The sequence below is a fragment of the Gemmobacter nanjingensis genome, from assembly GCF_014652195.1.
Classification (GTDB): Bacteria; Pseudomonadota; Alphaproteobacteria; order Rhodobacterales; family Rhodobacteraceae; genus Gemmobacter; species Gemmobacter caeni.
Genome location: NZ_BMYI01000002.1, coordinates 164706 through 186427 on the forward strand (window position 1 = coordinate 164706; position 21722 = coordinate 186427).

Annotated in this window: 21 protein-coding genes and 1 tRNA gene; 13 read left to right on the forward strand and 9 right to left on the reverse strand. The window is 65.4% G+C overall.

What is annotated here, in order from left to right; translation table 11 throughout:
• Nucleotides 1-27: 27 nt before the first annotated feature.
• The 5 genes from IE126_RS05845 (at nt 28) to IE126_RS05865 (ending at nt 5149) form a co-directional block, all read left to right on the forward strand.
• Nucleotides 28-114 (forward strand) — tRNA-Leu (locus IE126_RS05845).
• Nucleotides 115-530: 416 nt separating this feature from the next.
• Nucleotides 531-1634, forward strand: coding sequence for an ABC transporter ATP-binding protein (locus tag IE126_RS05850; RefSeq protein WP_054301279.1), 1104 nt, complete (start codon nt 531-533; stop codon nt 1632-1634).
• A gap of 81 nt (nt 1635-1715) precedes the next feature.
• Nucleotides 1716-2786, forward strand: a complete 1071-nt coding sequence (locus tag IE126_RS05855) for an ABC transporter substrate-binding protein (protein ID WP_189380445.1) — start codon at nt 1716-1718, stop codon at nt 2784-2786.
• 88 nt (nt 2787-2874) lie between these two features.
• Entirely contained in the window at nt 2875-4122 is a 1248-nt protein-coding gene (locus IE126_RS05860) for an ABC transporter permease (protein WP_108127156.1), read from the forward strand.
• Nucleotides 4123-4210: 88 nt separating this feature from the next.
• Nucleotides 4211-5149: an ABC transporter permease gene (locus IE126_RS05865; protein ID WP_054301276.1), complete on the forward strand. Its 939-nt coding sequence runs from the start codon at nt 4211-4213 to the stop codon at nt 5147-5149.
• 64 nt (nt 5150-5213) lie between these two features.
• Here the strand turns inward: IE126_RS05865 and IE126_RS05870 are convergent, their stop codons facing one another.
• The 8 genes from IE126_RS05870 to IE126_RS05905 all read right to left on the reverse strand — a co-directional run bounded on the left by IE126_RS05870 (nt 5214) and on the right by IE126_RS05905 (nt 13120).
• Complete coding sequence (locus IE126_RS05870; RefSeq protein WP_054301275.1) at nt 5214-6149, reverse strand: AEC family transporter; 936 nt, start codon at nt 6147-6149, stop codon at nt 5214-5216.
• Nucleotides 6146-6940: an MBL fold metallo-hydrolase gene (locus IE126_RS05875; protein WP_189380446.1), complete on the reverse strand. Its 795-nt coding sequence runs from the start codon at nt 6938-6940 to the stop codon at nt 6146-6148. The genes IE126_RS05870 and IE126_RS05875 overlap by 4 nt, the downstream gene beginning before the upstream one ends.
• Entirely contained in the window at nt 6940-7740 is an 801-nt protein-coding gene (locus IE126_RS05880; RefSeq protein ID WP_108127150.1) for a TatD family hydrolase, read from the reverse strand. The genes IE126_RS05875 and IE126_RS05880 overlap by 1 nt, the downstream gene beginning before the upstream one ends.
• A 3-nt stretch (nt 7741-7743) precedes the next feature.
• A complete protein-coding gene (locus IE126_RS05885) occupies nt 7744-8874 on the reverse strand; it encodes a DNA polymerase III subunit delta' (protein ID WP_189380447.1) in 1131 nt (376 codons plus the stop codon).
• A gap of 1 nt (nt 8875) precedes the next feature.
• Nucleotides 8876-9490 (reverse strand): dTMP kinase, encoded by a 615-nt coding sequence (tmk, locus tag IE126_RS05890; protein WP_189380448.1) that lies wholly within the window; start codon nt 9488-9490, stop codon nt 8876-8878.
• Complete coding sequence (locus IE126_RS05895; RefSeq protein WP_369814575.1) at nt 9490-10641, reverse strand: D-alanyl-D-alanine carboxypeptidase family protein; 1152 nt, start codon at nt 10639-10641, stop codon at nt 9490-9492. The genes tmk and IE126_RS05895 overlap by 1 nt, the downstream gene beginning before the upstream one ends.
• Before the next feature lie 61 nt (nt 10642-10702).
• The gene (locus IE126_RS05900; protein WP_189380449.1) at nt 10703-11584 is read right to left on the reverse strand and encodes an SPOR domain-containing protein; all 882 of its coding nucleotides are present in this window, start codon (nt 11582-11584) and stop codon (nt 10703-10705) included.
• 189 nt (nt 11585-11773) lie between these two features.
• Nucleotides 11774-13120, reverse strand: a complete 1347-nt coding sequence (locus tag IE126_RS05905; protein WP_189380450.1) for a calcium-binding protein — start codon at nt 13118-13120, stop codon at nt 11774-11776.
• Between the two features lie 202 nt (nt 13121-13322).
• Here IE126_RS05905 and IE126_RS05910 point away from each other — a divergent pair, with 202 nt between their 5' ends.
• The 6 genes from IE126_RS05910 to IE126_RS05935 all read left to right on the forward strand — a co-directional run bounded on the left by IE126_RS05910 (nt 13323) and on the right by IE126_RS05935 (nt 18999).
• Nucleotides 13323-13910 (forward strand): hypothetical protein, encoded by a 588-nt coding sequence (locus IE126_RS05910; protein WP_189380451.1) that lies wholly within the window; start codon nt 13323-13325, stop codon nt 13908-13910.
• Between the two features lie 60 nt (nt 13911-13970).
• The gene (locus IE126_RS05915) at nt 13971-15434 is read left to right on the forward strand and encodes a protein adenylyltransferase SelO (RefSeq protein WP_189380452.1); all 1464 of its coding nucleotides are present in this window, start codon (nt 13971-13973) and stop codon (nt 15432-15434) included.
• Between the two features lie 51 nt (nt 15435-15485).
• Complete coding sequence (locus IE126_RS05920) at nt 15486-16043, forward strand: helix-turn-helix domain-containing protein (RefSeq protein WP_054300719.1); 558 nt, start codon at nt 15486-15488, stop codon at nt 16041-16043.
• A gap of 113 nt (nt 16044-16156) precedes the next feature.
• Nucleotides 16157-17356 (forward strand): glycine C-acetyltransferase, encoded by a 1200-nt coding sequence (locus IE126_RS05925; protein WP_189380453.1) that lies wholly within the window; start codon nt 16157-16159, stop codon nt 17354-17356.
• A gap of 8 nt (nt 17357-17364) precedes the next feature.
• A complete protein-coding gene (gene tdh / locus IE126_RS05930) occupies nt 17365-18390 on the forward strand; it encodes an L-threonine 3-dehydrogenase (protein WP_189380626.1) in 1026 nt (341 codons plus the stop codon).
• Nucleotides 18391-18450: 60 nt separating this feature from the next.
• Complete coding sequence (locus IE126_RS05935) at nt 18451-18999, forward strand: prolyl-tRNA synthetase associated domain-containing protein (RefSeq protein ID WP_108127136.1); 549 nt, start codon at nt 18451-18453, stop codon at nt 18997-18999.
• 3 nt (nt 19000-19002) lie between these two features.
• Here the strand turns inward: IE126_RS05935 and arsC are convergent, their stop codons facing one another.
• Nucleotides 19003-19362 carry an arsenate reductase (glutaredoxin) gene (gene arsC, locus IE126_RS05940; RefSeq protein WP_189380454.1) on the reverse strand — a complete coding sequence of 120 codons (360 nt, stop codon included), beginning with the start codon at nt 19360-19362 and terminating at the stop codon, nt 19003-19005.
• A 170-nt stretch (nt 19363-19532) separates the two neighbouring features.
• Here arsC and IE126_RS05945 point away from each other — a divergent pair, with 170 nt between their 5' ends.
• Together IE126_RS05945 and IE126_RS05950 are read left to right on the forward strand one after the other, a co-directional pair.
• Nucleotides 19533-20186: a protein-L-isoaspartate O-methyltransferase family protein gene (locus IE126_RS05945; protein WP_054300714.1), complete on the forward strand. Its 654-nt coding sequence runs from the start codon at nt 19533-19535 to the stop codon at nt 20184-20186.
• Between the two features lie 47 nt (nt 20187-20233).
• Nucleotides 20234-21649 carry a TolC family outer membrane protein gene (locus IE126_RS05950; RefSeq protein WP_108127448.1) on the forward strand — a complete coding sequence of 472 codons (1416 nt, stop codon included), beginning with the start codon at nt 20234-20236 and terminating at the stop codon, nt 21647-21649.
• The last annotated feature ends 73 nt before the right edge of the window (nt 21650-21722 follow it).

The following is a 21722-nucleotide window of genomic DNA, read 5'->3' on the forward strand; positions in this document are numbered from 1 at the left end:
AAACAGCCCGTCACCAAGCCAGAGCATGCGGTTGTGGCGGAATTGGTAGACGCGCAGCGTTGAGGTCGCTGTGGGGTAACTCCCGTGAAGGTTCGAGTCCTTTCAACCGCACCATGACTGACTGAAGCGCCGGGCGAAAGCCGCGGCGCTTTTGTCATTCTGGCCGGCTATCTCGCAGTTGCAGCATGATGGAAAACGACATCCGGCGCCGTTCACGCGATGTCGTTTTCGTGTGCCATTGCATACATCGCGACCTCGCCCGCACTTTGAGTGATTCTGTCAATTATGCCGCGAATCGACTCTGTCATGCCGGTTGTGAACCTGAAATGCGCCAATTTTGACAGGTTCAGGCCCGCCTTTTCCATTCTCGCCGCTGCCGTGCGGACAAGTGTCGTTTTATTGCCGGTATGGGGGCGGTGACGCAACGACACTGCCGGGCATCAGAACAGCGTTGCAATGCAGCGACGCATCCGCTTTAGTCGGAACAAGAGAAAGTGCAGGACGACCTGCCGATACACGGGGAGACCAGGGTGACGACAGAAGCCCGCAACGACGATTTCGTCGTCTTCGACCATGTGCAGAAAAGCTATGACGGCGTTTCTCTGGTGGTCAAAGACCTCAACCTGAACATTGGCAAGGGCGAGTTTCTGACGATGCTCGGGCCGTCCGGCTCTGGCAAGACCACCTGTCTGATGATGCTGGCCGGGTTCGAGACCGCCACTCATGGTGAGATCCGGCTGGACGGGCGCAACATCAACCTCGTACCGCCGCACAAGCGCGGCATCGGCATGGTGTTCCAGAACTACGCCCTGTTCCCGCATATGACGGTGGGCGAAAACCTCGCCTTCCCGCTGGAAGTGCGCGGCATGGGCAAGGACGAGCGCGAAGCCAAGATCAGGCGCGCGCTGGATATGGTCCAGATGGGTGCCTTTGCCAACCGCCGCCCGGCCCAGCTTTCCGGTGGCCAGCAGCAGCGGATCGCGCTGGCCCGCGCGCTGGTGTTCGACCCGGCACTTGTGCTGATGGACGAACCTCTGGGCGCGCTCGACAAGCAGTTGCGCGAACACATGCAGTTCGAGATCAAGCACCTGCACGAAAGCCTCGGCATCACCGTGGTCTATGTGACTCACGACCAGGGCGAGGCGCTGACGATGAGCGACCGCGTGGCGGTGTTCAACGATGGCAAGATCCAGCAGCTTGCCCCGCCGTCCGATCTGTATGAACGCCCCGACAACAGCTTTGTCGCGCAGTTCATCGGCGAGAACAACAAACTGCCGGGCACCATCGAGGAGCTTTCGGGCGACAAGGCGCTGGTGCGTCTGGGAACCGGCGAATTGATCGACGCGACGCCCGTCAACGTGACGGCGAAGGGTCAGAAGACCCTTGTGTCAATCCGCCCCGAGCGGGTGGAGTTCAAGCCCGAGATGATGCCGGCAGGCGCCCATATGATCGACGCCACCGTGCTTGAGGTGATCTATATGGGGGATATCCTGCGCGTGCGGCTGCGCGTGGCGGGCAGCGATGATTTCGTGATGAAGATGCGCAACACGCTGGGTCAGACCAAACTGTCGCCCGGTCAGCAGATCAAGGTGGGCTGGCATCCGGCGGATGCCCGCGCGCTGGATCCGATGTAAGATATCGAATGTCCGGCGGTTGCCGCCGGAGATGCCGCAAGGACGCGGCCAATAACGTCCAACCAACGGGAGCACCATAACATGAAGAAACTTCTCGTCCTTTCGACCGCCCTGACCGGCATGGCCCTTCCGGCCGTGGCCGATGTTACGGTCATGTCCTGGGGCGGCGCCTACGGCACCAGCCAGACCGAAGCCTATATCAAGCCCTACAGCGCCGAGACCGGCGTGAAGGTCACCATGGTCGACGCCGACAACCCGGCGACCCCGGTGAAGGCCATGGTCGAAGCCAATAACGTGACGGTCGATATCGCCGACGTGGAATATGCCGATGCGATCCGCCTGTGCGACGAAGGCATGCTGGAACAGATCGACCCGGCCATGCTGCCCCCGGCTCCCGATGGCACCCCGGCGACCGAGGATTTCCTGCCGGGCGCGCTGACCGATTGCGCCGTTGCGACCATCGTGTTCTCGACCGTCTTCGCCTACGACTCGTCGAAGTTCCCGGAAGGTCCGACCTCGATCCACGATTTCTTCGATCTGGAGAAATTCCCCGGCAAGCGCGCGATGCGCAAGGGCGCCAAGGCCAACCTCGAAATGGCGTTGATGGCTGACGGCGTGCCGGCGGCCGATGTCTACGCTACGCTGGAAACCCCGGAAGGGGTGGATCGTGCCTTCGCGATGCTCGACAAGATCAAGAAGGACACGATCTGGTGGGAAGCCGGTGCCCAGCCGCCGCAGCTGCTCGCCGATGGCGAGGTGGCGATGACCACCGCTTATAACGGCCGGATCTTCGCCGCCGCCGTGGCCGAGGGCAAACCCTTCCAGGTGGTCTGGGACGGTCAGGTCTATGAATATGACCTCTTCGTGATCCCGAAAGGTGCCCCGAACCTCGAAGAGGCCAAGAAGTTCCTCGCCTATGCGACGGACACCCAGCGCCTTGCCGATCAGGCCAAGTGGATCAGCTATGGCCCGGCCCGCAAATCCTCGGGCGCGCTGGTCGGTCTCTATCAGGACGGCAAGACCGAGATGGGCCCGCATATGCCCACCGCCGCTGAAAACCTGACCAACGCGCTGCCGTCGTCCTACGAGTTCTGGGTCGACCGCGATTCCGAGCTGAATGAGCGTTTCAACGCCTGGCTCGCCGCCAACTGATGGCAGATCCGGGCCGGGGCATTTCACCCCGGCCCGGCTTCCCGTTTCCCCGGACTGACCCTGCTTCAGCCTTGTTCAAGGACTGACGATGACCGATGCATACTCGCAATTGACCACTGCCGACGGCCGCCCCCTCAAGGCGGCTCTGGCCGCCGCTCAGGCGCGCGCGCGACGCCGTGCCTTCCTCCTCGTGGCGCCCCTTCTGCTGTTCGTGGTGGTGACCTTCATTCTGCCGATTGGCCAGATGCTGCAACGCTCGGTCTATCACGACGGATTTTCCAATTCTGCCCCCGCGCTTGGCGAATGGTTCAGCAGCCATCCCGATGGCAGCGACTTCGACGAAAGCGCCTATGCCGCGCTGGCCTCCGATCTCGCGCTGATGAAAAAGGACAAGACGGCGGGGGAGGCAGGCACGCGGATCAACTATACCGTGCCCGGCACCCGGTCGCTGTTCACCTCCTCCGCCCGTGGCGCCGACAAGCTGGAGCCGCCCTACAAGGAGGCGTTGCTGGCGCTGGATGCTAAATGGGGCGAGCCGGTGATCTGGCAGGCGATGCGCGAAGCCTCCAGCCCCTGGACCTCGGATTTCTACCTGATCGCCACCGACCGCCAGCGCACTGCCGACGGCGGGATCGAGCGGGTGCCGGAAAACGAGCGCATCTATCTCTGGCTGTTTGGCAAGACCTTCATCCTGTCCGGCGTCATTACGTTCCTCTGCCTGATCCTCGCCTTCCCGATCGCACATCTGCTGGCCACGCTGCCGATGTCGAAATCCAACCTGCTGATGATCCTTGTGTTGCTGCCGTTCTGGACCTCGCTTCTGGTGCGGACGACCAGCTGGATTGTGCTTCTGCAAGGGCAGGGCGTGGTGAACAATATCCTAGTTTCACTGGGCGTGATCGGTGATGATGGCCGGATCACCATGATCTACAACCAGACCGGCACCATCATCGTGATGACGCATATCCTGCTGCCCTTCATGGTGCTTCCGCTCTATTCGGTGATGCGCACGATCAAGCCCTCCTATGCCCGTGCCGCCCGCAGCCTGGGCGCGACCAGCTGGACAACGTTCCGCCGCATCTATCTGCCGCAGACCCTGCCGGGGATTGGCGCAGGGGCGCTGCTGACCTTCATCCTCGCGGTCGGCTACTACATCACCCCTGCTCTGGTCGGGGGGGCCGACGGGCAGCTGATCTCGAACCTGATCCAGTTCCACATGAGCAAATCTAACTGGTCGCTGGCTGCCGCACTTTCGGCCATGCTGCTGGCCGGGGTTCTGGTGCTCTACTGGCTCTATGACCGCCTCGTCGGCATCGACAAGCTGAAACTGGGCTGAGGCGCCCCCGCGCCTCCCTTTATCCTGGTCCAAATATCCCGGGGGTCCGGGGGCAGCGCCCCCGGCGATCCGGCCCGAGGAGAAACCGATGGCTCTTCCCGTCTATGCCGATCCGCTGGAACGCCTGTGGTATTACACCTACCACGTCATCTGCGTGGCGATCTTCGTCTTCCTGATTTCGCCCATCCTGATCGTCATGCCGCTCAGCTTCAACGCCGAGCCCTATTTCACCTTCACGCAGAAGATGCTGACCTTCGACCCCGAGGGCTACAGCCTGCGCTGGTATGACCTTCTGCTGACGCATGGCATGGTCGCACCGGATGCCCCGCGCGACAGCAGCTGGTGGGAAGATGTCTGGGCCAATGCCGCCTGGGTGAAGGCCGCCAAGAACTCGGTCATCATCGGCTTCTGGTCAACCATCGTCGCGACCGTTCTGGGGACGCTGGCGGCGCTTGGTCTGTCGCGGTCCGAAATGCCTTATCGGCGGCTGATCATGGCGGTTCTGATCTCGCCGATGATCGTGCCGATCATCATTATCGCCACCGGCCTGTTCTTCTTCTATTCGAACCCCTGTTCCATGCTTGGCTTCGAATGCGGGCGGCTGACCTCCACCTATACCGGCGTCGTGCTGGCCCATGCCACACTTGGTATTCCCTTTGTCATCATCACCGTGACAGCGACGCTGATCGGTTTCGACCAGTCGCTGAGCCGCGCTGCCGCCTCTCTGGGCGCGTCGCCCTCGCGCACCTTCTTCAAGGTGGTCCTGCCGCTGATCCTGCCGGGTGTGATTTCGGGTGCGCTGTTTGCCTTCGTGACCTCGTTTGACGAAGTGGTGGCGGTGCTGTTTATCGCCGGTCCCGACCAGCAGACCATCCCGCGCCAGATGTGGAACGGGATCCGCGAGGCAATCAGCCCGGCCATCCTGTCGGTGGCAACCATCCTTGTGCTGATCTCGATTGCCCTGCTGGCCACGGTGGAACTGCTGCGCCGCCGGTCGGAGCGGATCCGGGGCGTCACCCCGCAGTAATCCGGGTGTCAGGAATGCAGAAAGGGGGCCATGCGGCCCCCTTTTTCATTCTGATTTCCCGGGATCACGGCAGGATATGCAGCCACATCCAGATCGTTCCGATGGAGGCGGCGGTGGCCAGCAGCACAGCCGAGGCATTCACCCGTTTCGCCACGCCGTAGAGATGCGCGAACAGATAGGCATTCACCCCCGGCGCCATCGAACTGGTCACCACCGCCGAGCGCAGTTGCTCGACGGACAGGCCGAAAACCTTGCTGCCCAGCAGCCAGGTGATCGCCGGATGCAGCAGCAGCGACAGCCCGACGACCAGCGCGATGGCACGGCCGTCGCCCTCGGGGCGGTAGCGATAAAGAACGCCACCCAGCCCGAACAGCGCTGTCGGGATCGCCGCGCCGCCGATCATCTTCAGCGCCGACCATGCGAAATCGGGCAGCGGCAGGCCGGTCAGATTGACGAAGAACCCGGCACAGATACCCAGCACCATGGGCTGCGAGAAGATCGCGCGCAGCACCTGTCGCGCCAGCCGCCCTGCGGGCAGGCCCTGGCCATGGCTCCGCGTCAGTTCCATCACCGTGATGCCGGTTGCGTAAAGCAGCGGCGAGTGGATCGAGATGATGGCGTAGTTTGCCGCCAGCGCATCAGCGCCATAGGCGCGTTCGGTGATCGGCAGGCCCAGCAGCAGCGAGTTGGAAAACAGGCAGGCAAAACCGATGGCCACAGCATCGGTGCCGGGCCGCCCCAGCAGACGCGCGCCAAGGATGCCAAGGCCGAAGGCCGCAAAGGCCCCGGCATAGAAGCTGATGAACAGGCCGATGTCATAGGCCGCCGACAGGTCCAGCCGCGAGATTGACAGGAACAGCAGCACCGGCACCGCGAAGGTCTGTGCAAACCGCATCAGCCCGTCAACGGCCGCATCGCTGAACAGCTTCGCCCGCGCCGCCAGCCAGCCCCCCCCGATGACCAGAAAGACCGGCATGATGACGTCGAGAAGGGCGCTCATATGTCAGGAAGCTCCAGAACCATACCGTCGAAGGCGGGTTCAATATGCGGCGGCAATTCGGCCGCCAGCGTTTCGTAATCAAGGTCGAGATGCATGTTGGTCAGCACGCCGCGCCGGGGCGCGGCACGGGCCATCCATTCCAGCGCCAGCGCCAGATGGGCATGGGTGGGGTGCGGCTTGCGGCGCAGCGCGTCCAGCACCCAGATCTCCAGCCCCGCCAGCGCAGGCCAGCTGGCCTCGGGGATCGCCACCGCATCGGGCAGATAGGCCAGCCCCGCGATGCGGAACCCCAGCGCGTCGATGGAACCGTGATCGGCGAGGAACGGGGTCAGCACAATCGGCCCGCCCGCGCCGTCGATGGTGAAATCGCCGTCGATGGTGTTCAGGTCCAGGATGGGCGGATAGGGCGAGCCTGCGGGCTGTACGAAGGCATAGCCGAAACGGTCGATCAGCGCGCCCTGCGTCGGCCCGTCGGCCCAGACCGGCAGGCGGCGGCGCAGGTTGAACACGATCTGGCGCAGGTCGTCGATGCCATGCACATGGTCGGCATGTGAATGGGTGAAGACCACCGCATCCAGCGTGCCGACGCCCGCATCCAGCAGTTGTTCGCGCATGTCGGGCGAGGTGTCGATCAGCACCCGTGTCGTGCCCTCCGGCCCGATCCGTTCCACCAGCATGGAACAGCGGCGGCGGCGGTTCTTCGGGTTCATCGGATCACAGTCGCCCCAGTCGCCCCCGATGCGCGGCACGCCGCCCGACGATCCGCAGCCGAGGATGGTGAAGCGATGCATCAGGCGGCCTCGCTCACACGGGCCTTGCGGAACAGCCGGTCGAAATTGGCGGTTGTGGCGGCGGCAAACTCGGCTTCGGTCAGGCCAAACAGGTGCGCGCCGGTCCTGGCGGTGAAGGCAGTATAGGCCGGTTCATTGCGCTTGCCGCGATAGGGCACCGGGGCCAGATAGGGGCTGTCGGTTTCCAATAGGATGCGGTCCAGCGGCGCGGCAGCGAAGATGTCGCGCAGCTCCTGGCTTTTGGGGAAGGTGGCGATACCGGACATGGAGAGGTAGAACCCCAGATCCAGCGTCGCCCGCGCCAGTTCCGCGCTGGAGGAAAAGCAATGCATGACGCAGGCATAGGGCTTTTCGCGGAAGCCTTCGGTCAGGATCTGCGCCATGTCGTCATCCGCCGCGCGGGAATGGATGATGAGCGGCAACCCGGTTTCCTGGGCCGCCCGGATATGGAGACGCAGCGAAGTCTTCTGCACCTCGGCGCTGTCGGCGGTGTAATGGTAATCAAGGCCCGTCTCGCCGATGCCCACGAATTTCGGATGCGCGGCCAGCGCGATCAACTCGTCCAGCGTCGCCATAGGTTCTTCCGCCGCGCTCATCGGATGGGTGCCTGCGGCATAGAACACGCCGTCATGCGCCTCCGCGATGGCGCGGACGCGGGGCTCGTTCTTCAGCCGGGTGCAGATTGTCACCATGCGGCGCACCCCGGCGGCGCGGGCCGCGTCGATGATGCGCGGCAGTTCACCCTCGAAATCCGGGAAGTCGAGGTGACAATGGCTGTCTACGATTTCGGGCAGGGTCATGCGTCACCTTGCGGCGAGCATGGCCGCCGTCTGTTCGATCTGAAGGAACATATCCATGAGAAGCGCGGCAGGGTCAAGGTTGACCGCCTTGCCGCGCCGCGCCCGCGCCGACAGGCTTTGCGCAAGGTCGGCCCATGCCCGCGCGGCCCAGGGGTCGGGCGACAGGCGGGCCAGCAGCGCGGCTTCGCCCTGTGCGGCCTCGGGCGGTGTCATGCCCAGCGTGCCCGCCCGCGCCAGACGTGCGAGCATGAGGTCGATCAGCGACACCATCAGGTCGAACTTCGCCTCGTTCCCCTTGCCGGTGCCGGTCTCCGCCAGCGTCAGAAGGCGCGGCCGGTCCATCCGGGGCAGGGCGCCCAGCAGGGTGACGAGCTTGCCGTAAAGCTCCAGCCCGTCGAGGTGGATCATCCGCAGCGCCTCGCCGACCGAGCCGCCGGCAAGTTCCGCCATGGCCTGAGCGTCGTCAATGGCGGTGCCCGCCTGATCCAGCGCGGCCGCCATGTCGCCCGCCGCCAGCGGCGACAGACGCAATTCGCGGCAGCGTGAGCGGATGGTGGGCAAGAGCCGCGAGGGCTGGTGCGAGATCAGGAAGAAGGTCACATTGCCCGGCGGCTCTTCCAGCAGTTTCAGCAGCGCATTGGCGGCCGAAACGTTCATGTCATCCGCGCTGTCCACGATGGCGACGCGGCGGCCGCCATCGGCGGCGGAAAGCGCGAAATATTCCTTCAGCAGCCGGACTTCCTTCACCAGAATATCCTGCGCCACCGCCTTTTCGCTTTCGTTCAGGCCCCGCCGCAGCAGATAAAGCCGGGGTTCCGACAGCGCCGCTATGCGGCGGGCGACCGGGTGGTCGGAAGGAATGTCCAGCGTCTCGGGCGGGGGCGGAGCAAACATGCCGCCGTCATCGGTGGGCGTGGCCAGCAGGAAGCGCGCGAGCTTCCAGGCCAGCGTCGCCTTGCCAAGGCCCCGCGGCCCGGTGATCAGCCAGGCATGATGCAGCCGTCCCACCCGGTAGGAAGCGAGGAAATCCGCCTGTGCCGCCGCGTGGCCGTAAAGATGCGCGGTCTCGCGCGGATGGGGGGCACCCTCGATCCGGTCGGGTTCGGGAAAGTCGTCCAGAAAGACCGAGGGCATGTCAGCCCCCCGTCACGGCGGCCAGCACATCGGCGGCCACCGCCTGCGGATCGCGGGCGCCGTCGATCACGCGGAAGCGGCCCGGATGGGCCGCCGCCAGCGCAAGGAACCCGGCGCGCATCCGGCGTTGCAGATCCAGCCCCATATCCTCGAACCGCTGTTCCGCCCCTTGCCGCGCCACCGCACGCGACAGGCCGACCTCCGGGTCAATGTCGATCAGCAGCGTCAGATCGGGTTCCACCCCGATCATCAGCCGGTGCAACTGGTCGACCAGCGCCGCCAGATCCCCGCGCGAGATGCCCTGATACATCCGGGTGCTGTCGGCGAAGCGGTCGGTGATCACGGTCTCATCCCGCGCCAGAGCCGGGCGGATGGTCTTTTCCAGATGGTCGCGGCGGGCGGCGGTGAACAGCAGCAACTCGGTTTCCGCCGACCAGCGGTCGGGGTTGCCCTCCAGCACCAGACGGCGGATTTCCTCGGCGCCGGGGCTGCCGCCCGGCTCGCGCGTCAGCACGACCGACTGGCCACGCGCGCGCAAAGCATCGGTCAGCAGCCGCGCCTGCGTGCTTTTGCCCGAGCCGTCAATGCCCTCGAAACTGATGAACCGTCCCGGCATCAGCTCGCGGGGCTGTCGGCGGGCAGGGCGCGCGAGATCAGTACCCTGGCGGCGCCCAGCATCCGCTGCGCGAAGCCCGCATTGGCGACATCGGTTTCAGCCACCAGCGGGATCCGCGCATCCGGCAGGTCGGGAATGTGGATCACCAGATCGGCGACCTTCTGCCCGGCCGTGATCGGTGCCTTGACCGGGCCGGAATAGACCACCTCGGCCGTCATGGTGTCCTGCGCCAGCGCGGGCACCAGGCGGGTGACATCCTCGGCGGCCACAAGGCCCACGCGGGCCTGCTCGCCCATCCAGACATCGGCCTCGGCAATGCGCACGCCCGATTTCACCACGGTCTTCATCGAAAACTGCCGGAAGGCCCAGTTCACGATCCGCTCTGCCTCTTCGGCGCGGGCCTTGTCGCTCGGCAGGCCGGTGATCGTGAAGACGATGCGGCGGTCACCCTGCTTGGCCGAACCGACAAGGCCATAGCCCGCCTCGGCAGTATGCCCGGTCTTCAGCCCGTCCGCGCCGATGTTCAGTTTCAGCAGCGGATTGCGGTTGAAGCGGTTGGCGGGCGAACGCTCCTGATAATCAAACTCGGTTTGCGCGAAGATCGGGTAATATTCGGGAAATTCGCTGATCAGCCGCACGGCAAGGATGCCCAGATCCTCCATGCTCATGCGCTGGTTCGGGTCGGGCCAGCCGCTGGAATTGGCAAAATGCGAATTTTCCATTCCCAGCGCGGCGGCGCGTTCGGTCATCTGGCGCGCGAAGGCCTCTTCCGTGCCCGCCAGACCCTCGGCCACCACCACGCAGGCATCATTGCCCGAATTGATGATCATGCCATGGATCAGTTCCTCGACCGTCGGGCGGTCGCGTTCGTTGAGGAACATGGTCGACCCCTGCATCGCCTTGGCGCGCGACGACACGGCGAAAGGCGTCGACAACTGCACGCGCCCGTCGCGCAGCGCCTCGAACAGCATGTTGATGGTCATGAGCTTGGACATCGAGGCCGGCGGAAGCGGCTCGTCGGCATCCTTGTCCATCAGAACGGTATGGGTCGTCATGTCATAGACCCATGCCGCGCGGGCCTGGGTTTCGAACGCCTGCGCAGGCGCCGAAAGCAGAAGGAGCGCAAGGGCGAGGCGAAGCGGTTTCATCATGGCAGCGATCCGTGGTCTGGGGGCGCCCGCATCGGGCGGGCGCCGCGTGTGTGTCAGGCGGTCATTTCGACAGAAGATAGGCGTCGGCGAAGCCCAGCCCCTTGACCTTGTTCAGAAGGGCGGTGCGGTCGCCACTGCCCGAGGCAGTGACCGACCAGTGTGCCTTGCCCTGGGTCTGGCCGGGCTTGATGCTGGCCGAGACACCGGCCTTGCCAAGCGCATCGGCGGCGCGTTTGGCATTGGCCTCGACCGAGAAGATCCCGATCTGGATCGTCGTGGTCTTGCCCTTGGGGGCTGCCTTGGCCGCCGGGGCCACCGGTTTCGCGGCCGGGGCCGCAGCGGCGGCGGCCGGTTTGTCCAGCGGCTGCGCGGTGACGGGCGCGCCCGCGATCGGCTTGGCCCCTGCAACGGGCGCGGGGGCTGCGGGCTGTTCCGCTGCCACGGTTTCGGCGGCGTCAAGGATCGGCTTCGACGCATCGGTCTGCGTCGGCGCCTCGTCGCGGCGCAGGGCGGTCACGTTGATCTTGCCGGGCTGCCCGGCCAGAAGCCCCAGCGCGGCAGCGGCATCGGAGGAAATTTGCAGCTTCGGCCCCGGATTGTCACGTTCGCGGCGGAACAGCGCCCCGATGACGAATTTTCCGTTCGCCGGATTGCGCAGGATCACCCGCTCCGGGTCTTTCGCATCGGGCGAGGCCACCCAGACGCCGCCCAGTGAGGGACGACCATCCCAGAGCGCCGTATCGGTGGTCTGAAAGATCTCGGGCGCCTCGACATCGCGGTCGACCAGCTTGACCGAGGTCGCCGCCGGGCTTTCGCCGCTGCCGGTGGCCGCGACCTCCGGCTTCGGTTTCGGGGCGAAAGGATTCTTGCCTGCTTCACAGGCTGTCAGAAGACCGACGGAAACCACCGCCATGACCAGATGTCCGACCGCTGCTCGTGCCATTCCTAACCCTCATTATGGCGCGCCTTCTGCCGGGCTGCGCTTCATTCGCTCGTTGCGGCAACTGCCCTGCCGCCGGAATGGCATTAGCATAGACGCAGGACGGGGTCGAGAAAAGGCCCGAGGCCGGTATTGGCGGAAAACGCCGCAGGGGCGGGCGGGCCCCTGCGCGGGGCCGCCCGGCCGGGGGGGTCAGGCAAAGATGAAGTCGCCTGCATCCAGAACCGAAGCTGCAACATCGTGCAGAATGACGATATTCTTGCCATCGGTGATGCGGGCGCCAAGGCTCGTGTCGGTGATCGTCAGGTCGGCGAAGCTGTCGGCGCGGCTCCAGCCGATCACGATCCTGTCAGTGCCATCGCGGTAGTCGGTGATCGTGTCGCGGCCAGACCCATTGCCAAACACGAAATGATCGGCGCCCTTGCCGCCGGTCAGCACATCGCGCCCGACGCCGCCTTCCAGCCGGTCATTCTGGCTGCCGCCATACAGGCTGTCGTTGCCCTGACTGCCGACCAGCGTATCCGCCCCCGTGCCGCCGGACAGCATGTCGTTGCCCTTGTAGCCGATCAGATGGTCGCGCCCGCCATTGCCGCTGAGGCTGTCGCGGCCCCAGGTGCCCATGATCAGTTCGTTGTCACGATCCCCTTCGGCGGTGGGATCGAACATCAGGATCGTCCCGACCGGCGAGCGGACGCCATCCACCACGAAGCGGTCGATATGGCCGGGATCGGAAGTGTCGAGCGGGCCGGTCAGGTTCATCAGCGTCGTGCCGTCGGGCGCGGTCAGCTTCATGCCATCCAGCGCCAGCCCCGCGATGGACGACAGATCCGGGTCTTCGCCCATCTGGGCCAGCAGATCCCAGCCCACCGTCAGCATCTCGCCGAAATTGGTGGGGAAGACGCCATCGAACTGGAGCGTATAGCCAAAGAGCTTCAGCGCCAGCGTGTCTTCGGTCAGGCTGAACGAAAACACCTCGCGAGTCGCGTTGGTAAGGCTCAGCCCGGTGATGCCGTAATCAGACAGCGCATCGGCCAGTTGTTCACGCTGGCTGGGCGTCATGTCCTCAAGATCGCCGATCTGGCCGACGACAGCGGCGATGGCATAAATGTCATCCATCGAATCCGGCAGGCTGCCGGTGATGCGCAGCGTGTCAGTGCCGGTTTTCAGCGTGTAGCCGGTGGGCGAGAAATCAATGTTCATCAGCGTGGTCTTGCCCTGTTTCAGGGTCAGGCTGTCGAACTCGCCCTTTGCCACGCCATCCTGGATCGCTTCGATCAGGGACTGGATATTGCCGACCGGGCTGATCCCCTTGCCGGCAAGGCTCAGCGTCCAGTTGGACTCCGCGCTGAAAGCCAGCGTGATCTTGGTGGAGGACAGCTGCGTCACGCGTGGGGTGACGGCGTCGATGACATCACCAAACAGGTCAAGCCGGTCCGCATATTTGAGCGAGGGGAGGTAAAGGCCGGGTTTCGCGCCGATCTGGGCGACCGTCTTCTGGATGACATCGACAAGCGATGTGTTGATGCGCAGCGTGGACATGTATACCTCCTTGGAAAATTGCAGCAAATCTGGAAGGGCGACGCTGGGAATGCAAGGGCAATTGTGGCCCCTCCGGCCCCGCCAAAGGGGGTGGCGACGCCTTGTCGCGGCGGCCTCGGTTCTGGCCGTATTTTCGGGCTGTACGGGGGCTTGTCAGGGCTGCCGCAGTGCGCTGGTTCTGGGGCAGGACAGACGCGGTCATGTGGAGCCTGCGCTGCGCGTCACCGCGGCTCGCTTCGTCACGGCACCTGCGGCGGTTCCTGCGCGGAACCGGCCCCCCGCCTTCGGGCTGGAGATCGACCCCGAAGTGCTTGGCCCGGACAGCGACACGCCGCATGATCTGGTGCGCGACCGCCTGATCGGGCTGCGGCTGTCGCGCGAGACCGATCTGGGCGCGGGCTTCGGGCTGGAGGCCTCGGTGCTGACCGGGATCGGTGAAAGCCGCTACCGCCTGCCCAAGGGCATGGGCATCCTGACCGATCCGGTGGACATTGGCTTTCGCAGCCTGTCGGTCACGCCCGAACTGGCGCTGAGCCGCCGCGCGGATCTTGGCGCCCTTTCGGGGCAGGTGGTGCTGGGGCTGGGGATGCAGGCGGCACGGTCGCGGGTGACGGTGCGTTCCGCCTTGCTGGACGTTTCTGAAACCGTGGTGACACGCCGCCCCTACGCCCGGCTGGGGCTGGTGCTGGAAGAACCGCGCCGCGGTGTGGCTCTGGCGGGCGAGGCGCGGTTTTACGAGGGGCGCGCGGCCGAGATCGGCGCCGAGATGCGCCTGACCCTGCCGCGCTGAGGCTTGCCGCCCCGGCACGCGGGGTCCATATCGGAAGGGCGCGACAGGAAAGGGCGGATCATGACACTGGCAGAACAGGCGGCGGGCAGCTTTGGGCTGCGCTTCGACAACAGCTATGTGCGCGATCTGCCGGGCGCCTGGCTGGAACAGGCACCGCGCCGGGCGGTGGCGCCGAAGCTTCTGATGTTCAACAGGGAACTGGCAGAGGAACTTGGCGCGGAACCGGAAGCACTGGAGGCCCGCGCAGCCGAGGTATTTTCCGGCAACCTGCTGCCTGACGGCGCCGAACCTGTCGCTCAGGCCTATGCAGGCCACCAGTTCGGCGGCTTTTCCCCACAACTGGGCGATGGCCGGGCGCTGCTGCTGGGCGAGGTGATCGACCGGAAGGGCGAGCGCCGCGATATCGCGCTGAAAGGCTCTGGCCCCACCGCCTTTTCGCGTGGCGGCGACGGTTTCGCGGCGGTGGGGCCGGTCCTGCGCGAATATCTGATGGGCGAGGCGATGGCGGCTTTGGGCGTGCCGACCAGCCGGGCGCTGGCCGCCGTGGCGACCGGCGCGCAGGTGCTGCGCGAGCGCCCGCTGCCCGGCGCGGTGCTGACCCGCGTTGCCGCAAGCCATCTGCGTATCGGCACCTTCCAGTTCTTCGCCGCGCGCGGGCAGGGCGACATGGTGAAACGGCTGGCCGATTACGCCATCGCTCGGCACCATCCGCAGGCGTTGAACGCCGAAAACCCCTATCTCGGGCTGTTCGAGGCGGTCACGGCGGCGCAGGCGCGGCTTGTGGCGCGCTGGATGGGGCTTGGCTTCATCCATGGCGTGATGAACACCGACAACATGACCATTTCGGGCGAAACCATCGACTATGGCCCCTGCGCCTTCATGGAAGGCTATGCGCCCGCCACGGTCTATTCCTCGATCGACCGGCAGGGGCGCTATGCCTATGGCAACCAGCCGCAGATCCTCGGCTGGAACCTCGCGCGGCTGGCAGAGACGCTGCTGCCGCTGTTCGATGCCGACGAGGATCGCGCCGTGGATCTGGCCAATGCGCGGCTGGAGGCGATTGCCGGGCAGTTCCGCGCCGAATGGCTGGCAGTGATGCGGGCGAAGCTGGGGCTGGCGGGCGAGGAGGACGGCGATGGTGCGCTGATTGGCGATTTCCTGAAAGCGCTGGAAGGCACTGACTGGACGCTGGGCTTTCACCGGCTAGCGGACGCGCCCGATGCGGCGGCCCTGGCGGGGCTGTTCGCCGATCCGGACGCGCTGGCCGTCTGGTGGCCGCGCTGGCAGGCACGGCGCGCGCCGGATTTCGCGGCGCGGATGGCGGCGATCAATCCGGTCTACATCCCGCGCAATTTGCGGGTGGAAGAGGCGCTGGCGGCGGCGGAGGCGGGTGACATGGCGCCTTTCCACGCGCTGCTGGATGTGGTGACGCAGCCCTTTGGCGAAAGGCCGGGGCTGGAGGCCTATGCGTTGCCCGCGCCGCAGGACTTTGCGCAGGGCTTCCGCACCTTCTGTGGCACCTGACGCCGCGAAAATACCAGTTGCGCGGCGCGGTGCCGCCGGGGACTATGAGTCATGAACGCAAGATCCGACATCCATGACCGGCTGGCCGCGTCGCTGCGCGAGGCGCGTAAGGCGCGCGGGCTGAGCCTTGATGCGGTGGCAAAGCTGTCGGGTGTCAGCCGCTCCATGGTCAGCCAGATCGAACGTGGCGAAAGCTCGCCCACCGTGGCGACGCTGTGGAACCTGACGCAGGCTCTTCAGGTCGATTTCGCGGGGCTGCTGGAAGGCCGCCCCTCTGGCGGGATCGAGGTGATCCGTGCCGGTGCTGCGCCGGTCATTGCCGGGCGGGGCAGTGGCGTGCGCATCCGCATCCTTTCCCCTGCCGAGGCGGTGGGGGAACACGAGGTTTACGAACTGATCTTCCAGCCCGGCGGCGCGCTGGTGTCCGATCCGCACAGCCCCGGCTGCCGCGAACATCTGACCGTGATCGAAGGTGCGCTGCTGGTGCAAAGCGGCGAGGATGAACAGGCTTTGGCCGTGGGCGATACCGCGCGCTATGCGGCGGATCGCGCCCATGCCATCCGGGCCGAAGCCGGGGCGCGGGCCATCCTGATCGTGCAGGACAGCTAGGGCGGCGGCTCGGGCAGTGAAAAAGAAATCCGTTTTGGCGGATGCGTATCCGCTATCTTGACGGATTTCCGGTTTTGCGGCAATTTGTCCGCCATAACGGAGGATGTTCTGCGATGACGGATTCGGGGAAGGCGGCGTTTCTGGCGCATCTTGGCGAGGTGCTGGCGGGGATTGAGGCCGAGGGGCTGATGAAGCGCGAGCGGCTGATCCACGGCCCGCAGGGCGCGCATGTCGAGGTGGCGGGGCGCAGGCTCCTGAACCTCTGCGCCAATAACTACCTTGGGCTGGCGGATGATCCGCGTCTGGTGGCGGCGGCGCGCGGCGCGATGGAGGGGCAGGGCTATGGCATGGCCTCGGTCCGCTTCATCTGTGGCACGCAGAACATGCACCGGGCGCTGGAGGCACGGATCGCGGGCTTTCTGGGGATGGAGGATGCGATCCTCTTTGCCGCCTGTTTCGACGCCAATGGCGGGCTGTTCGAACCGCTGCTGGGGCCGGAGGATGCGGTGATTTCCGACAGCCTGAACCATGCCAGCATCATTGACGGCATCCGCCTGTGCAAGGCGAAGCGCTACCGCTACGCCAATTCCGATATGGCGGATCTGGAGGTGCAGTTGCAGGCCGCCCGCGCCGATGGCGCGCGGTTCATTCTGGTGGCGACGGATGGCGTGTTCTCGATGGATGGTTATCTGGCGAAGCTGGCGGAGATCCGGGCGCTGGCAGACCGTTACGGGGCGATGGTGATGGTGGATGACTGCCATGCCACCGGCTTCATGGGGCCACAGGGGCGCGGGACGCCGGCCCATGCCGGGGTTTCGGTCGACATTCTGACCGGCACGCTGGGCAAGGCTCTGGGCGGTGCGCTGGGCGGCTATATCGCCGGGCCGCAGCCGGTGATCGACCTGCTGCGGCAGCGCGCGCGGCCCTATCTGTTTTCCAACGCCCTGCCGCCCGCCGTTGTGGCCGCCGGTCTGGCGGCACTGGATATTGTCGAGGCCGCCGACGACCTGCGCGCGCAGCTGTTCGAGAATGCCCGCTACTGGCGCGCGGGGCTGGAGGATACGGGCTTTCGTCTCTTGCCGGGTGAACATCCTATCGTGCCGGTGATGCTGGGCGATGCGGTGCTGGCGCAGAACATGGCCTCGGCCCTGTATGAGCGCGGGGTTTATGTGGCCGGGTTCTTCTTCCCGGTGGTGCCGAAAGGGCAGGCGCGCATCCGCACGCAGATGAATGCGCGGCTGACGCGGGATGATCTGGATTTCGCGCTTGATGCCTTCCGGGCAGCGGGCAAGGCGGTGGGGGCCCTGGCATGACCAACCAGATGAAAGCGCTGGTGAAGGCGAAACCCGAAATCGGGCTTTGGGCCGAGACGCGCCCGGTGCCGGAAATCGGGCCGGATGATGTTTTGATCCGCATCCGCAAGACCGGGATCTGCGGCACCGACATCCATATCTGGAACTGGGATGACTGGGCGGCGCGCACCGTGCCGGTGGGTCTGATCACCGGGCATGAATTCGCGGGCGAGATTGTCGAACTGGGCCGCAATGTCACCGATCAGGCCATCGGCCAGCGCTGCTCGGGCGAGGGGCATCTGATCGGCCGCCACTCGCGCCAGTCGCGTGCGGGCAAGTTCCATCTGGACCCTGCCACGCGCGGCATCGGCGTGAATGAAAACGGCGCCTTCGCGACCTATCTGAAACTGCCCGCCTTCAACGTGGTGCCGCTGCCCGACTCGATTGATGACGAGATCGGGGCCATTCTCGATCCGCTGGGCAATGCCGTGCACACCGCGCTCAGCTTCGATCTGGTGGGCGAGGATGTGCTGATCACCGGCGCCGGGCCTATCGGCATCATGGCGGCGGCGGTGGCGCGGCATGTCGGCGCCCGGCATGTGGTGATTACCGATGTGAACCCCGCGCGGTTGGAACTTGCTGGGCAGGTAGCCGATGTGGTGCCGGTCAATGTGGCGACCGAGGATCTGAAGGCCGTGCAATCACGGCTGAAGATGACGCAAGGCTTTGACGTGGGGATGGAGATGAGCGGCAATCAGGCCGCGCTGGACCAGATGGTCGAACAACTGGTGATGGGCGGGCGTATCGCCATGCTGGGCATCCCGCCGGGCAAAAGCCCGGTGGACTGGTCGCGCATCGTCTTCAAGGCCATCACGATCAAGGGTGTCTATGGCCGCGAGATTTTCGAGACCTGGTACAAGATGATCGCCATGCTGGAAAACGGCCTCGACATCCGCCGCGTCATCACCCACCGCTTCAAGGTTGCAGATTTCGCCGAAGGGTTCGAGGTCATGCGCTCCGGCCTGTCGGGCAAGGTCGTTCTGGACTGGGAATAGCCGCATCCGGCCTTGCGGCGCGGGGCGTCATGCGCTTCATGGGGGCAAAGGAGTGCCCCCATGGACCAGACGCTTGCCCCCGACGCCAGTTCCGCCGCGCAGCATGAACTGCCGGTCAGTTCGGATGCGCTGATGGCGGCGCTGCGTGCGGCGGGGATCGCCTTTGAAAGCTACGACCACGCGCCCCTGCGCACGGTCGAGGATGCCAAACAGGTGCAGCATGCCATGCTGGGAAGCGAGGCGGGCGGCTATCACATCAAGAACCTCTATCTGCGCGACCGCAAGAAGCGTAACTATCTGGTCACGGTCGAACAGGATCGCGCAGTGGATCTGAAGGCGCTGGGCGCCGCCATCGGGGCACAGAACCCGTCTTTCGGTTCGGCCGACCGGCTGATGGAGCATCTGGGCATCCGCCCCGGCGCGGTCAGCCCGCTGGCCATGGTGACGGGGGCGGAAACCGGGGTGGTGCTGGTGCTGGAACGCGCGTTGAAAGAGGCGCGGCTGGTGCATATGCATCCGCTGGTGAATGACCGCACCGTGGCCATGGCCCCGGCCGATCTGCTCCGCTGGCTGGAAAGCCTTGGCGTCACGCCGGTCTGGATCGACTGACCCTCAGGGCAGCAGCGGCGTCAGCCTTTCCAGCGGGCGACACAGCGCGGTTCCCTTCGGGCTTTGCACGAAGGGCCGCTCCACAAGCACCGGATGGGCCAGCATGGCGGCGAAGATCGTCGCATCCCCGGCCGCAGCCAGCCCAAGCTCTGCCACCAGATCACCCTTGCGGCGCAGCGCCTGTGTCGGGGTCAGCCCGGCAGCCTCCAGAAGGGCGCGCAGCCCGGCCTCCTCCCAGCCGGTTTCAAGATAGCGGATCACGCGCGGTTCCACCCCCGCATCACGGATCGCCTGCAACGCCTTGCGCGACGTCGAACAGCCGGGATTGTGCCAGATCGTTACGGGAAAATCGGTCTTTGTCATAAGCCGATCCTGTGGCCAGGCGGGCTTGTCGTCAAGCCGCGCAAAAGGCGGTTGCGATTTGCATTCAGTGAATCGAATATGTCTCTGCGGGAAGGCGAAGATGGCTTGTTGCCGTTGCCGGTTTTCTGTGGCATCACCTTGTGAGCCGAAACTAGACCGACGAGTTTAGCATGACCGATTTCGCCACGCGCCGCACCATGATGGTGGACACGCAGATCCGCCCCTCGGATGTCACGAAATTCCCGATCATCGAGGCCATGCTGACTGTCCCGCGCGAAGCCTATGTGCCGCAGGACCGCCGCGAGGCCGCCTATGTGGGCGAGCATGTCGCCATGGGCGGCGGCCGCGTGCTGATGGAGCCGCGCACGCTGGCCAAGATGCTGGACGCGCTGGATATTCAGCCGACGGAAACCGTGCTGGATATTGGCTGTGGCCTTGGCTATTCGACCGCCGTCATCGCCCGCATGGCCGAGGCGGTGGTGGCCGTGGAAGAGGACGAGGCGCTGGTGGCCGAGGCACAGCGCACGCTGTCGTCGCATGGCGTGGACAATGCCGCAGTGATGGCTGGCAAGCTGGCCGATGGCGCGCCCAAGGCTGGCCCCTATGACGTGATTACTGTGCAGGGCGCAGCCGAGGTGGTTCCCGCCGCGCTGCTGGCGCAGCTGAAAGAGGGCGGGCGCATCGGCTGCCTGTTCATGGAAGGCGCGCTGGGCGTCGCCCGCATCGGTTACAAGATCGACGGCCAGATCACCTGGCGCTATGCTTTCAACGCTTCCGCCCCGGTTCTGCCGGGCTTCGCGGCGCGGAGAGCCTTTACACTCTGAACGACCCCGGCAGGCGGGCAATAGAACAGGAGCAGGCGATGTTCGGCATGAGGCGGATTCTTGCGACGGCGGCGGTGTCCGTCATGATGATGGCCCCTGCGGCACAGTCCGAAACGCTGGCGGATGCGCTGATTGCCGCTTACCGCAACTCGCACCTGCTCGACCAGAACCGGGCCGTGCTGCGCGCGGCGGATGAGGATGTGGCCTCGGCGGTCTCTGCGCTGCGCCCGGTGGTGGAATTCACCGCGAATTTCCGCCGCTCGCGCCAGATCTATGAAAATGCCGGGCAGTCCAGCGGCCTGTTCAGCACCGTTCCGGACGAGGCGACCGCCACCACCAATTCGCTGGAGCTGTCCTTCCAGCTTCTGCTGATTGATTTCGGCCGCACTCATTTCGCCATCGAAGCCGCCAAAGAAGCGGTTCTGGCTACCCGCGCCGGGCTGGTCTCTGTGGAACAGCAGGTGCTGCTGAATACGGTCAACGCCTATGTGAACGTGCGCCTGGCGCAGGAGATCGTGGTACTGCGGCAGAACAACAGCCGCGTCATCACGCAGGAGCTGCAAGCCTCCAGAGACCGCTTCGATGTGGGCGAGGTGACGCGGACGGATGTGGCGCTGGCGGAATCGCGTCTGGCGCAGGCCCGTGCCGCGCTGACGGCCGCCGAGGGCGATCTGATGGTGGCGCGCGAGGCCTATAAGGCCATGACCGGCGCCTATCCGGGGCGTCTGTCGGCCCTGCCGAAGGCACCGAAGCTTCCGGCGTCGAAAGATGCGGCGCTGGGTATTGCGCGGCGCAATCACCCCGACATGATCCGGTCGCAGCATCTGGTGAAGGCCGCCGATCTGGGCGTCGACATTGCCAAGGCGAATATGAAGCCGACGGTGACGCTCGATGCGACCGCCGGGATGTACGAAGGCACGGCCTCGGCCAGCAGCGACTACAACCTCGCCACCGTGGGGATCACCGGCCGCCAGACGCTGTATGCGGGCGGCCGGCTGTCGGCGCTTTATCGCAAGGCCATGGCGCAGCGTGAGGCACAACGCGCCTCGCTGCACCAGACCGGCGTCTCCATTGAACAGAACCTGGGCAATGCCTGGTCCGGCCTTGACGTGGCGGCGGCGCAGATCGCAGCGAACAACCGCCAGATCGAGGCGGCGCAGATCGCTTTCGACGGACTGCGCGAAGAGGCGAAGCTGGGCGCGCGCACCACGCTTGAGGTGCTGGACGCCGAGCAGGAGCTTCTGGATGCCCGCGCCGCCCGCGTGCAATCCGAGGCGGAGCGCTATTTCGCGGTTTACAACGTGCTGTCAGCCATGGGCCGTCTGACGGTGACGGATCTGAACCTCGGTATCCCGACCTATGACGTGACCGGCTACTACAACGCTGTCAAGGACGCGCCCGCGACCTCGTTCCAGGGCAAGAAACTGGACCGTGTGTTGCAGTCCATCGGCAAAAAGCCGTGACCGGCGATTGCACGCAAGTTGACGGATAAGGCGGCGCCCGCTTGTAAGCGGGCGCGCCTGCGGCTAGTCTGGA